Annotated in this window: 13 protein-coding genes; 8 read left to right on the top strand and 5 right to left on the bottom strand. The window is 37.9% G+C overall.

The window, feature by feature from the left end:
• Positions 1-25 precede the first annotated feature (25 nt).
• Positions 26-1534, top strand: coding sequence for a RagB/SusD family nutrient uptake outer membrane protein (locus CRS_RS18975; protein WP_142725528.1), 1509 nt, complete (start codon positions 26-28; stop codon positions 1532-1534).
• A 110-nt stretch (positions 1535-1644) separates the two neighbouring features.
• Positions 1645-3471 (top strand): alkaline phosphatase, encoded by a 1827-nt coding sequence (locus CRS_RS18970; RefSeq protein ID WP_142725527.1) that lies wholly within the window; start codon positions 1645-1647, stop codon positions 3469-3471.
• 136 nt (positions 3472-3607) lie between these two features.
• Here the strand turns inward: CRS_RS18970 and CRS_RS18965 are convergent, their stop codons facing one another.
• From CRS_RS18965 to CRS_RS18945, 5 genes are all read right to left on the bottom strand, one after another.
• Positions 3608-4606: a phosphatidylinositol-specific phospholipase C gene (locus CRS_RS18965; RefSeq protein WP_228451296.1), complete on the bottom strand. Its 999-nt coding sequence runs from the start codon at positions 4604-4606 to the stop codon at positions 3608-3610.
• A 230-nt stretch (positions 4607-4836) separates the two neighbouring features.
• Positions 4837-5520: a hypothetical protein gene (locus CRS_RS18960; protein ID WP_142725526.1), complete on the bottom strand. Its 684-nt coding sequence runs from the start codon at positions 5518-5520 to the stop codon at positions 4837-4839.
• A 70-nt stretch (positions 5521-5590) separates the two neighbouring features.
• Entirely contained in the window at positions 5591-6814 is a 1224-nt protein-coding gene (locus CRS_RS18955) for a 3-phosphoshikimate 1-carboxyvinyltransferase (RefSeq protein ID WP_142725525.1), read from the bottom strand.
• Positions 6815-6884: 70 nt separating this feature from the next.
• The gene (locus CRS_RS18950; protein ID WP_065395382.1) at positions 6885-7211 is read right to left on the bottom strand and encodes a nucleotide pyrophosphohydrolase; all 327 of its coding nucleotides are present in this window, start codon (positions 7209-7211) and stop codon (positions 6885-6887) included.
• Entirely contained in the window at positions 7211-8620 is a 1410-nt protein-coding gene (locus CRS_RS18945) for a hypothetical protein (protein ID WP_142725524.1), read from the bottom strand. Before CRS_RS18945 ends, CRS_RS18950 begins: the two co-directional genes overlap by 1 nt.
• Positions 8621-8804: 184 nt before the next feature.
• Here CRS_RS18945 and CRS_RS18940 point away from each other — a divergent pair, with 184 nt between their 5' ends.
• From CRS_RS18940 to CRS_RS18915, 6 genes are all read left to right on the top strand, one after another.
• A complete protein-coding gene (locus CRS_RS18940) occupies positions 8805-9056 on the top strand; it encodes a type B 50S ribosomal protein L31 (RefSeq protein WP_002976190.1) in 252 nt (83 codons plus the stop codon).
• A 104-nt stretch (positions 9057-9160) separates the two neighbouring features.
• Positions 9161-10321: a putative sugar nucleotidyl transferase gene (locus CRS_RS18935; RefSeq protein WP_142725544.1), complete on the top strand. Its 1161-nt coding sequence runs from the start codon at positions 9161-9163 to the stop codon at positions 10319-10321.
• Positions 10322-10421: 100 nt separating this feature from the next.
• Positions 10422-10931 carry an RNA polymerase sigma factor gene (locus CRS_RS18930; RefSeq protein ID WP_002976192.1) on the top strand — a complete coding sequence of 170 codons (510 nt, stop codon included), beginning with the start codon at positions 10422-10424 and terminating at the stop codon, positions 10929-10931.
• Complete coding sequence (locus CRS_RS18925; RefSeq protein WP_142725523.1) at positions 10906-11583, top strand: hypothetical protein; 678 nt, start codon at positions 10906-10908, stop codon at positions 11581-11583. The genes CRS_RS18930 and CRS_RS18925 overlap by 26 nt, the downstream gene beginning before the upstream one ends.
• A gap of 16 nt (positions 11584-11599) precedes the next feature.
• Positions 11600-12886: a DUF4252 domain-containing protein gene (locus CRS_RS18920; RefSeq protein ID WP_228451295.1), complete on the top strand. Its 1287-nt coding sequence runs from the start codon at positions 11600-11602 to the stop codon at positions 12884-12886.
• Between the two features lie 11 nt (positions 12887-12897).
• Entirely contained in the window at positions 12898-13401 is a 504-nt protein-coding gene (locus tag CRS_RS18915; protein ID WP_142725522.1) for a DUF4252 domain-containing protein, read from the top strand.
• Positions 13402-13416: the final 15 nt, after the last annotated feature.

Genomic DNA, 13416 nt, shown 5'->3' with positions numbered 1-13416 from the left:
TTTTTAACTAACAAAAAGTAAGAAAATGAAACTTTTCAATAAAATATTTTTAATATCAGGAATATCCGCAATGCTTTTATCCTGTACAGGAGAGCTGGATGTTCAGCCGGAAGGAACACCTACTGAAGCCAGCTTCTGGAAAACGGAAAACGACCTTATTACCGGGGCAAATGCCATGTATAAGCCTTTGTTTGACGGAGAATTCTACGGAAGAGGTTTGTTCTGGTTTATCAATGCCAGTGATGATATGGTAACAGGAAGGGCAAAAAGTGAGGCAGATAATGCCAAAAATTTCAGCAGCAATTACATCGCAGCAGGAGACCTTGAAACCCAGTGGAACAAAAGATACAATGTGATCGGAGTGGCCAACCGTGTGATCCGTAATGTTGACAATATCCAGACTTCACAGGCTACCAAAAACAAATACCTTGGGGAAGCTCTTTTTATGAGCAGCAGAATGTATTTTGAGTTGGCCTATTCTTACGGAAATGAAAAAGCAGGAGTTCCGATCATCGACCGTTCAAAAGATCCGGATCCTAACCCAATTCCAAGAGCAGCTAACGTAATGGAAAACTACACATACATTGTGAATGACCTGAAAAGAGCAGCAGAATTATTACCTACCCAGGCAGAACTTCCTGCAAAAGATTATGGAAGACCTCATAAAGCTGCAGCATGGGCCCTTTTGGCAAAAGTATATCTGTATATGAAAGACTGGAATAACGCAGAATTCTGGGCAAATGAAGTAATGACGAAAGGAAATAGGACCCTATTAGGGAATTTTGCTGATGTTTTCAAAGCTGAAAATAACTACAGTTCAGAGTATATCTGGTCAATCCCCGGAACACCTAAGTTTACAGCCTGGGGTAGTATTCTGCCAGGGGTAATGCTTGAAAATAAAGGGTGGGGAGAATATAATGGATGGGGATATTTCCAGCCGACGAAAGAGCTGTATGATGAATACGAAACCGGAGATCTTAGAAGAAGTGCTACTATTCTGAAAATTGGAGACAAATTTACCTTCAACGGAAAAGAAAGAATATACGCTTCTACAAATTCTCTTACCGGATACCAGTTCAATAAATATATGGATGCCTTCAAATATCAGCTGAATAGTGGGCATGTGAGTGCCAACGGAGATTATCCATGTACAGATCTTGCCGTTCCGATCATGCGTTATGCTGAGGTCATTCTGATCAAAGCAGAAGCTTTACTGATGCAGGGAAAATCTGCAGATCAGGAAATCAATATGATCAGAGTACGTGCAGGTCTATCCCCGAAAAACGGATGCACAATGGCAGATCTGAAGCATGAAAGACGTTGCGAACTAGCGGGTGAATGGGCAGACAGACACAGAGACCTTGTGCGTTGGGGAGATGCTCAGACAGCTTACGCGAAACCTCTGCATGGTATCAACGGACAGGTGGTCTGGGCAGCAAGAAACTTTAATCCGGCAGTACACAATGTTTGGGCAGTTCCACAGGCTGAAATCGTAAACAGTCACGGGATCATTAAACAAAATGAGGGCTGGTAAAATTTAATCTTTATATATAAGACACTCTATCATTACAGAACATTCTGTGATGATAGAGTTTTTTCAAAAATAGGTTGTTCCATTCGACCTATAAAACAAAAGATCTACAAATGAAATTATCAAAAATTGTAGCCGTTCTGGCACTGGCTGTTTTTTCCGAAAATCAGGCACAGAATTATTTAAATTATAATGTCGGGAATGCACATTCGCATAATGATTATATGCAGGAAATCCCATTTTGGCAGGCTTATTATGCCAATTTTGGTTCTATTGAGGCAGATGTTTTTCTGGTAGAAGGCAAACTTTGGGTGGCTCATACGGAAAAGGAACTTTCTGCAGACAGGACATTGGAAAGTCTTTATCTCGATAATATTTCAAAACAGATTAAGCTGAACAGGGGAAATATTTATCCTGATGCCGGTAAAAAACTTCAGTTGCTGATCGATATTAAACAGGATTATAAAACATCACTGGCAGCTTTGGTCAATACATTAAAAAAGTATCCTGAGATCACCGGAAATTCAGGAATTAAAATTGTGGTTACCGGAGGACGTCCCCAGCCAGGAGATTTTAAAAACTATCCGGGTTATCTTTATTTCGACGGAGATCTTGGTAAAGATTATTCTGCAGATCAGCTGAAAAGGGTCGGAATGTTCAGTGCGGATCTTCCAGGGTTGGTAAAATGGAACGGGAAAGGAATTCCAAGGGATGAAGAAACCCAGAAAATCAAAAGTGCAGTTGAAAGGGCACATTCCCAGCAGAAACCTGTTCGTTTTTATGGAGCTCCGGATTTCCCGAATGCATGGGTAAATCTGATGGATTTAGGAGTGGATTATATCAATACCGATCATATTCCGGACCTTAAAAAATTTATGAATGCTATCCCGAAAAACTTTTATAAAAATACAAAAGAGTACAGCACTTATACCCCTACCTATAAAACAGACGGAGTGGAGAAAAAGGTAAAGAATGTGATCCTTCTTATACCTGACGGAACTTCTTTACCTCAATATTATGCTGCCTTTACCGCGAATAAAGGAAAGCTGAATGTTTTCAACATGAAATCCACAGGCCTTTCCAAAACCAATTCATCCAATGCGTATATTACAGATTCAGCACCAGGTTCTACAGCATTTGCCACAGGTGTGAAAACCAAAAATACTTTTGTGGGGGTGGATAATATGGGGAAAGCATTGGCACAAATCCCTGATATAATTGCCGAAAAAGGGTTGGTTTCCGGATTGATTTCCACAGGGGATGTTACAGATGCCACTCCTGCAGATTTTTATGCTCATTCAGATAACAGAAACAGTTCGGAGCCTATTCTGAAAGATTTTGCAGCTTCAAAAACGAAAATATTGATCGGTGGTCCTACAAGTGGATTGTCTCAGGAAAATATACAGAAATTCAAAGATGCCAAAATCGATCTCTATCAGGATTTGAAATCAGTCAATAAAATCAATAACCGCACCCTTGTGATTGATCCTCTGGCCTCACAAAGAATCAGCAACGGAAGGGGAAACTGGCTGGCTGATGCATTTGATCTTACTTTAAATGATTTAAAAAACAGTAAGGAAGGCTTCTTTATGATGATTGAAGCTTCGCAGACAGATGGCGGAGGACATAGCAACAATATAGAGCAGCTGGTCACAGAATTACTGGACTTCGATCATGTGGTAGGAAAAGCTATGAAGTTTGCTGACGAAAATAAAGAGACATTAGTCATTGTTGTAGGAGATCACGAAACAGGTGGTTTAACGCTTCTGGACGGAAGTCTCAAAGATGGCTGGGTATTCGGAAACTTCAGTACAAATGACCATACTTCCATTCCATCAAGTGTTTTTGCGTACGGACCTAATTCAAAAGAGTTCACAGGACTGTTTGAAAATACAGAGATCTTCAATAAAATACTGGCAGCTTACGGAATTCAGAAATAGTTTTTGATTTACATTTTTTTACTTTACAAAGAGAGACTGTTTCGGACTGAAGCAGTCTTTTTCTCTCAATTCATTTTAAAATAAAAAGGCTGCCTCAAAAAAAGACAGCCTTTGAATAAATCTAACAAATAATAATTTAGAAATTGGTGTTAACGATCAATTGAGAAAGTTCAGCATTTACAAAATCAATCGGCATGATTCCAAATGATCCCTGAGTATTGGTCTGGAAGAATGTTTTAAGTCTTGGATTAATATTGTTGGATACTGTTGGAATGCTTGGGATACCGAAAATGCCAGGCTTATAACCACTGGTGAAATTCACGAAAAGCTTGCTGTTCGTATCAGTTTTAGCTTCATTAAGAAGACTGGAAATTCCGTTCCATTTATCATCATTGTTCGTTACTTTATAATAGTCCTGAACCTTAAGTTGTACTCCGGAATTGTTGATATCAAAAGTTGTATTGTCTGCCCATGGCGAAGCATTGATTCCTTTGGTTGTTCCCGAAGAGAACCTTCTGAATAATTTGATCTTTCCTCTTACAGCTCCCAGTGTGGGAATATTGGCTCCAAGATCCCATTTTGAAGGATTTTTCTGAACATAAGAATCAAACGTTGCTTCAAAACTTCTGGTTGTGTTGGACGCGTCATATTCTTCTTTTACAGACATAATGATCGTTTCAGACGGATTGCTCTGAAGGAATGCATAACACGCATTTAATACGTCATCAAAATTCATATTCTGGTAAATCGAGCCATGATGAATGGCGAAAGCATTATCAATATGTCTGCAGCGGATATCCAGAAAACGTACACCGGCATTCAGCTGTTCTGCAATGCTGAGGTCCTGAGTTTTAGCTGTACCAGATACAACGGGGGCATCTATACGTGCTCCGGAATCATGAGTACCGGGTATGGAGATCTTTGAAATGGAAATATTATCCTGAAGACCGGACATCCAGCTATTCAGGGCAACAGGCAATAATGAAGCTCTGTTGCTTGCTTTTGCTAAAGAAGCAGTCTTGATTTCATTAGAATCTCTTTCCAACATACTGTCGTTTGAACAGGAGAAAAAAATAGATGCGGTTACCACACCAAGAGTAATGTTGGTAAAACGTTTCATGCTTTGTTTGAACATAGTTTTTTTATTTTTAATGTAGCTTAAAAATAAGAATATATCAAAGCACAAGGAGTTAATTTAACTTTAAGAGATAATTAAGTTGGTATAAATTCAGGAAATTGGAAGCTGGAAGAAAGAAGGTTGTCCATACTTACAAAGATTTTAAAAATAACAAATTTACCATGAAATACTGATCAAGAAGTAGTTGCCGGAAAATAACTTCGAGCCTCCTGCTTCATGCTTCCTTCTTAAAATACAAAATCCTCCTTCAAACCGGGAAGCCTGAACTTGTGGTCTCCGATAAAGAAATCATTCATCTTAATAAGAGCCGGGAATTGATGAGTAAACTCTTTGTGTGAGTTTTCGGGTACTTTGGTGTCCTCATCACAGGATGAATATTCTCTGTCAACAATCACTTGGCCTGTAGAAAAATTGATTTCATTCGTAAAACTGAAATCGCAGGTGTCTTCAAAATGATCGTACAAACCGATCAGATAAAAATCTCCGTTCTGAAATCTGAAGGTATGCTGATATTGCTGGGTATGCCTTGAATTGGTAAAAAACAGCTGTTCAATAATAAGACAGTTATTTTTTATATGGATTGTAAGAGTATTATTGGAAGGATAAAATCCGAATCCGCTTGAAAAAATGATGTCAGAATTTTCTTTCCATACTTTCAGGCCGTTATTTTCCTTTTTCAGAATATAGAAAACCCTTTTATAGTCAATTGTACCTTCCGGGTTCTGCTCGTATGATACCTTTATATCCGTATCAAATACCAATACGGTTTCCTCTTTTCCATCTCTGTCAAGATCGCCTTTGGCTTCTGCAATTTGGGTATATCCTTTCGGAACTGAAAATACTTTCAGATTCTGAGCAGATAAACCCGAAACCGATAAAACAAGCAAAAAGGAAAAGAAAGGTTTCATCATTATTATATAAAATTAAAATGTGGTAATCTGAAATAAAAAATCATTTTCAAATTACCACATTTTTATGACATTAATGAGTCAGTATGCTTTCAAGATCTTTCCAAAACATGGGATAAGACTTTTCCACTACATCTTCATCTTCAATAGTAAGTTCTTTAATCAGACAAAACGGAGCAAAGCTCATTGCCATTCTGTGATCCTGATACGTTTTGATAGAAATGTTATCTTCTGGCTCTTTGAAATTGGTGGATTGAATAGTTAAATCTGTAATTTCTGTTTCAGTACCCAGTTTTTGAAGTTCATTATAGAGTGCAAGAAGTCTGTCGGTTTCTTTTACCCTTAACGTTCCCAATCCGGATATTTCAAAAGGAATTTTTAAAGCTGCCGCCGTTACACAGAGCGTCTGAGCAATATCCGGACAGTCATTCATATCCAAGACAATTTTTTCCGGGAAAGAAAAATCAGGCTGAGGTTCCAGCGTTAGTTGATGCCCATCTTCTGAGAATGTAGTTTTGATTCCGAAGAATTTCTCGTAGATACTGGCAATTGCAGAATCCCCCTGTGTTGATTCTTTGTAAAAGCTTTTCAGGTGAATAGTTTCTCTTCCCAAAGCACAGATAGAATAGAAATAAGATGCCGAACTCCAGTCGCTTTCCACTTCATAATAGACCACCTCGGAATTGTTATCGGGAGTGAAAGGTTTTACCTTAATGGTGTTTCCTTCAAAACTGCTCTGGATACCAAATTTAGTTAGAATATCCAGTGTCATTTCAATATAGGATCTTGAGGTTACTTCTCCTACAAGGTTAATCTGAAGCCCGTTTTCAAGCTTTCCTGCAATAAGAAGCAGAGATGTGATAAACTGGCTGGAAATATTGGACGGAACATTCACGGAAGTCTGGGTAATCTTTCTTCCGGTAATTTTTAAAGGAGGAAACCCTTCATTTTCCATATATTCAATATCTACTTCAAGATCCCTCAAGGCGTTTACCAGGTTTTTGATGGGTCTTTCTTTCATTCTTCCCGAACCGGTAAGGATAGTTGTCTTTCCTTCCTGGATAGAATAATAAGAAGTAAGAAAACGCATGGCTGTTCCTGCGTGATGAATGTCTACCACTTCTGTATTCTCGGATAATGCTTTTTTTAGCAGTTGCGTATCCTGAGAATTGGACAGATTTCCGATTTTTATATTGCTAAACAGACTTTCCAGAATCAGTAAACGATTCGAGATACTTTTCGAACCGCTGATCTGTACTGTTTTATTGCTTACTAATTTTGATTTTTCTAGCTTCATTATAATCTACATTATCTTAAAAAATGATGAGTTAAAAATTCATTTGTAATTCATAACCCATCATTTATTATTATTTTAATTTTTCATTATTCTGATGCCGGTCTTTATCCCGGTCAGTTTTGATTTTCATTTTTCTGTCAAAAGCATCCTGAAGATTCACTCCGGTTTGATTGGCCAGACATAATGTTACAAAAAGGACGTCTGCCAGCTCTTCGCCAAGATCTTTGCTTTTGTCACTTTCCTTTTCACTTTGCTCACCATACCTTCTTGCAATAATTCTTGCGACTTCACCTACTTCTTCTGTCAGCATCGCCATATTGGTCAGCTCATTAAAGTATCTTACACCGATGGTTTTGATCCATTCGTCAACCTGCTGCTGTAACTGGGTAATTTCCATTATTGATAAGCTCCGAGAGTTGGGTTAGTTGTTCTGGATACATTCACAATATCAAAAGGTACCGTTGCCGCAACAGCTGTATTTCCTTTTCCAAGAGCTGGCGAGCCGGGTTTTACTCTTAAATTCATTTTTGCCATAAAATAATTGACAAACTGTGGATCGGTATTTTTAGTGGTTTGGATCACACGTGGATTGTTATCAAAAGTGAAGCCTGATCCTGTTGCGCTGGTATATTTTATTAATGAATTTTGAAGTAAGAATTCAAACTGCTGCCCCGGGGTCTGTTCAAAATGAATAGCGTCATCTCTGTCAGAATATACGATACTGTTTTTGATATCAAGCTGTTGTAAGGCCCCCTGCTGTGTCTGTCCGGCATCATTCTTCCATTCATTGGCTGCAAAGATCCCAGCCCGGTCAAAAGAACTCATTGTTTTAGAATAATTGGCAATAGTAGCGTGGGTATAGCTGTGTTTTCCGCCAAGGAAGACTCCGATACATGATAAGCCACAGTTATTCATCACCAGGTTGTTGGCATTTACTGTAGAACCTACAGCATAAATTCCATATTCAAAGAAGGTGTGGATGAATGAATTGGTGATCGTCGCATTGGTCTGTCTCATGTCAAGTCCTCTCGTTCCCCCGAAAAGCCTTGCATGGTTCATCTTCAGTGTAGAATTGGCTTCAAACCTGATAGAGTTCCAGTTTTTTGGAATCGTATCATAACGGGGATCATTTCTGTCGCCACGAAGGATAACCTGGTCAGTCTGGGTTCCGTTGATGTTCAAAACAGCTCCGGAAGAAACCTTCATTCCACTGTTTTTATGGAAATATACCTTGGTTCCGGGGTTGATATCCAGGGTTACACTTGGATTGATGGTGAGATTTCCATAGATGATCTTTGCTTTATTATTATTCCATGTAGTAGAACTGGCAATTACATTTGGATTTCCGGGTGTCTGGATAAAAAACTCGGCGTCCTGAACCACAGAAAATAAAGTTACATGCTGCTGCCCAGTTGGGCCTGTGAAAAGAATTTTGTCTTCAGCAATAGCTTCCGGTCCCGTAGCTTCCGGGGCAATTTCAACAAAAATATAAAGACTGTCCTTTTTTCTTAAAGGAACATTCTGAAAATCATATCCGGGCTTCCCGTCTACATTGATTCTATATAATGAAGCAGCACCTTTTTCAAGGTTGACTCTCGGAATCATAATATCCTTGTCTTCATCATTATATACTTTCACAACATAGGTTTCTGAACGTACCTGATGATATACTGTATCACAGAATACTGTATCCCTTGAAAAGCGTAACTGCTGTGTAGGGCTGTCAAAGGTAATATCATCTTTATTGCATGATACAGCCAGAAGTAACATCCAGAAGGAGAAAGCCAGTAATAATTTGAATTTCATTGAAATTAAAGTTTAAGTAAGTTCCAAATTTAACGAAAATACTTTAAATTTCTTATCAATAAAAAAATATTGAATCCACTATTTGGAAATTAGAAAAAATGTTGTATTTTTGCAACCTAAAATTTAGCAGAGAAATATCCATTACTATTTCGAAAGCAAACTTTAATTTTTTAAAAATAGTATTATGAAAAACGGAATCCACCCAGAAAATTATAGACTTGTTGTTTTCAAAGATATGAGTAACGACGAGGTGTTTCTTTGCAAGTCTACTGCAGAAACAAAAGACACTATCGAGTACGAAGGACAAGAGTATCCTCTAATCAAAATGGAAATCTCTTCAACTTCTCACCCTTTCTACACTGGTAAAGTGAAACTAGTTGACACTGCAGGTAGAGTTGATAAGTTCATGAACAAATACAAAAAATTCGCTAAGTAATTTTTGTATAATTAAAATATTAAAGTCTTCCAATTTTTGGAAGACTTTTTTTATTGTAAATTTGTTAACCTTGAATTTTAAACCTTAAACTAAAAAACTGAATGATGCAATTAGTATTTTCAGACGCACAATATTGGGAAGACTTTCTTCCGCTTACTTTTACCCGTCCGGTTGCCGCTATGCGATGCGGAATTCTTACATTTTCTGAAAGGTGGCAGAAAATCCTGGAAAACACTGAGGTAACCTACTTCACAGAAATGTACCTTCAGGAGAAATTTAAAAGCCCGGAGGAGAAAGAAAGTCTTTTTCTGGTTCCGAATTTTCTTCCGACAGAAACCGTTATTCAACAGATTAAAGATCTTAAGCAGGGAGAAGCCCTGGTTTATGAAGACGAATTGATCGCCGCTAAAATCAATATGAAAGGCTTTTCTCTGAACCAGATTGAGAAAATGACAGATATCAAAGAAGACCTCATCTTCTTTAAGAGACCGAAAGATCTGTTTACCTATAACCATCACGCAATTAATTTTGACTTTGATCTGCTGACGAAAGGAAGAACTTCACAGGAATTGTCTTCAACCAATGGATTTTTAGGAGATAAAAAAGATCTGTTTATTGAAGAAGGAGCTTATATTGAATTCTCCACGATCAATACAAAAACAGGTAAGATTTATATCGGTAAAAATACTGAGATCATGGAAGGCTGTCATCTTCGCGGACCGATAGCGCTTTGTGATGATTCCAAATTTAATCTTGGAGCTAAGATCTATGGGGCAACTACGGTAGGGCCACATTGTAAAGTAGGAGGTGAGGTAAACAACATCATTATATTTGGATATTCCAGTAAAGGACACGAAGGTTTTGTAGGAAACTCTGTGATTGGAGAATGGTGTAATTTCGGAGCTGATACCAATTCTTCGAACATGAAAAACAATTATGGAAACGTAAAATTCTGGAACTACAGAGCGAAAGCTTTTGAAGATACAGGATTGCAGTTTGCCGGCCTTATTATGGGAGATCATTCCAAAACAGCAATCAATACCCAGTTGAATACAGGAACGGTAGTAGGGGTAGCATCCAATATCTTTAAACCGGGCTTTCCACCCAATCTTGTAGAAAACTTTTCATGGGGCGGATTGAAAGATGATGAAAGGTTCAAATTGGATAAAGTATATGAAGTAGCGGAAAGAGCCATGGCAAGAAGAAAAGTCACTTTAACAGAAGAGGATAAAGCGATTCTGAAACATATTTTTGATACGTATTAATTCAATAAAAATAAAAAACTTCAATTTTTTTTGAAGTTTTTTTATTTTTGATGTAATAGATATGTAACGGCAGTTGTCTTACCTATAAGAAACAAAACTCATGACCCAAGAAACTTTCAAGAATACGGTGTTTATTCTCAAAGACGAGATGTATCGTTTTGCGAAACGGTTTGTCATGAGCAGTGATGAAGCAGAAGATGTTGTACAGGATCTCATGATGAAGTTTTGGCAGAAGAGGGATGAGCTTGAGCAGTTCGGGAATTTTAAATCCTATGCGCTGAAGTCTGTCCGGAACGAATGCCTGAACCGGCTGAAGCATCACGATGTAAAGATCGGCTTTGCGGATATGCAGCTTCATCGCTCGGAGCTTTACAGTATGGAAGTTGATAACCTTAAGGAACATATTGTAGGATTTATCAATCAGCTCCCTGAAAAACAGAAGATGGTCATCCACTTGAAAGATGTAGAAGAATATGATGTTTCCGAAATTTCTGAAATGCTGGAAATGGAGGAAAATGCAGTAAGGGTAAACCTGATGCGTGCGAGACAAAAAGTAAAAGAACAAATCTCACAACTGATGAGCTATGAAAAAAGATCAATTACAAGATAAATACAACGAAATCTTCCAGGAGATCAGGGAAGAAAAAATGGACTGGAGCTTTGAAGACTTTCTTCAGACTACAGAAGGTGCGGAACCTGAACAGGATATTGCACCTGTTATTCCATTGGATGGAAAAAAGAAACCCTCCTTTCCCAAATGGTTCTGGATGGCCGCCGGCGTAATACTGGTTTTCAGTATCGGTTTTTTCCTGAATACCTATAATACGGACGTTCAGGATAGGGAAAAATTGGTAAAGGATGAAATCCTGAAGCAGAAATCAGGGTTTATTGAAGAAAACAGTGATCACCAGGAGCAGGTAGCTGTTAACCATACAGATTCTATTTCCGGTGCGAAGAAAGATTCTGTATTTCAGGAAAACCAGGTGGCAGAAAAAGATGTAATGGATGACATTTTACCCAAAAGAGGAAGACTTAAAAAGGAAACAAGGCCCAGATATGTCAGCAATGCCTCCGGTAACAGAAGTGTAAATGATTCTACGACAGCTTATAATGACTCTTATGTAATTGTCAACGGAAAAAGAATCAGCAGTGAAAAAGAAGCCATAGATGTTGCCAAATATTCCTTTATGAAATTAGGAAATGAATTTAAAAAAACAGTAGCATCTTCTCAGAAAAATGAAAATCTTGACAGCGAATACTAAAAATCAGATCAATCCCATGAAAAAAATATTTTTTATAATAGCCATAATGTTAAGCAGTTTTGCAACCTATTCTGCACAGACTGATAAACTGGATAAGCTTTTTCAGGATTTTGAAAAAAACGGAGGAGTAACCTCTATCAATATCAAAAAACCGATGTTCAAACTATTGAACACCATTGATGTGAATGATGCCTATGTAGGGAAAATAAAACCTATTTTGAATGAAGTAGATGGCCTTAAGATCCTGATTATCCCCAAAATTACTTTTCCGGATCGTCTTAAAGATGAAAACCTGGCCAATATAAAGATGAATGAGGAGAAAACGGATAGAGTGAACAAAGCTTTAAGGTCTCTTAATTTCAATGAGCTGATGTCCATGAACAGTGAAGGAACTTCTATGAAGTTTCTTGCTGAAGATGAAAAAGATAATTATCTGGAAAATCTTGTGTTCAACGTTGACTCAAAGGAAGAGAATATTATTTTTATTCTTAATGGAAAAATGAAACTGTCTGATGTAAACAAAATCATCAATTCCGGTGAAACAGCAACATCATCTGTTACCTCTTCCATGAGAAGCAGCCTTACGTCAGATAACACCTCTTCCTATTTAAATGGTGACAGCAGAAATGTAGGGGAGTTCTCAAGAATAGATGCTAGTGTAGGAGTGAATGTTACTTTTAAGCAGGAAAATCCGAGAAGTGTAAAAGTCATTGCAGATGCAGACAAGCTTCAATATGTGATTACCAGAGTGGAAAATGGAGTTTTAAAGATATATGTTGATAATAAAGGAGTACGTAATCTTAGATTTAGAAACCTTAATGTGAATGTTTCAGCACCTAATCTTTATGGGATTAAGACTTCATCGGGAAGTGTTTTTACAGCAGTGAATCCTGTTACAGAAAACAGTATGGAGATTGATGCGGGATCAGGTTCCATTATTAAAGGGACATTCAATGTGAGACAGGCAGCAGCTGTTGCAGTGAACTCCGGTTCCGTTTTGAATGCTGAAATTAAAGCCGATAAACTGGTATTGGATGCTTCAAGCGGAGCCAGCATAAGCTTATCCGGAGCCACAAATTCTGCCGTAATTGATGCAAGCAGTGGGGCTTCCTGTAAGGCAGATGACCTTAAGATTGCAACGGCTGTGGCAGAATCTACTTCTGGAGCAAGTCTTTCTTTGCTGGTTACCGATAAACTAAAAGTAAGTGTTTCATCAGGAGCATCTGTGAAGCTGAAAGGAAATCCGGAACTGGATGCAAAGGTAGATAAAGTTTCAGGAGGAAGTTTCAGACAGATCAAATAATAAGCCCAACCATGAAAACTCTTAAAAACATTTTCCTCGTTATTCTGACCATAGGTATGCTGCAGTCGTGTATCGTTTCGGAAAAGCCTAATATTGATTTTTTTCAGAATTCAAAATATGATTTTAAAGGAGCTCAGTTTGCAAGTATTAATGTTCCGATGGTTCTTGCCAAATCATATATTAAAAAGGCTCTGAGGGAGGACGGAGAAAGTGAAGAGATGATAAGTCTGATCAGGAAGGCTTCAAAAATAAAGCTGCTTACGGTTACCAACGGAAGTCAGCAAATGCTCAACGACTATGTCCAATATCTGAATAATCATCATTATGAAGAATGGGCAACCATAAAACATGATGGAGATCATATCAATATAATGGTAAAGCAGGATGGAGATGTTATTAAAAATATGCTGCTTACCGTAGGTTCCAATGCCAATGAAATGGTGTTTGTAGATGTAAAAGGAAATTTTACAGCAAATGATATCTCAAAGATGATCAACTCTGTTTCTACCCAATAATCAACGTATAAATCT

The organism is Chryseobacterium sp. ON_d1 (genome assembly GCF_006829085.1).
Lineage (GTDB): Bacteria > Bacteroidota > Bacteroidia > Flavobacteriales > Weeksellaceae > Chryseobacterium.
This window is presented reverse-complemented; position numbering and strand designations above follow the sequence as displayed.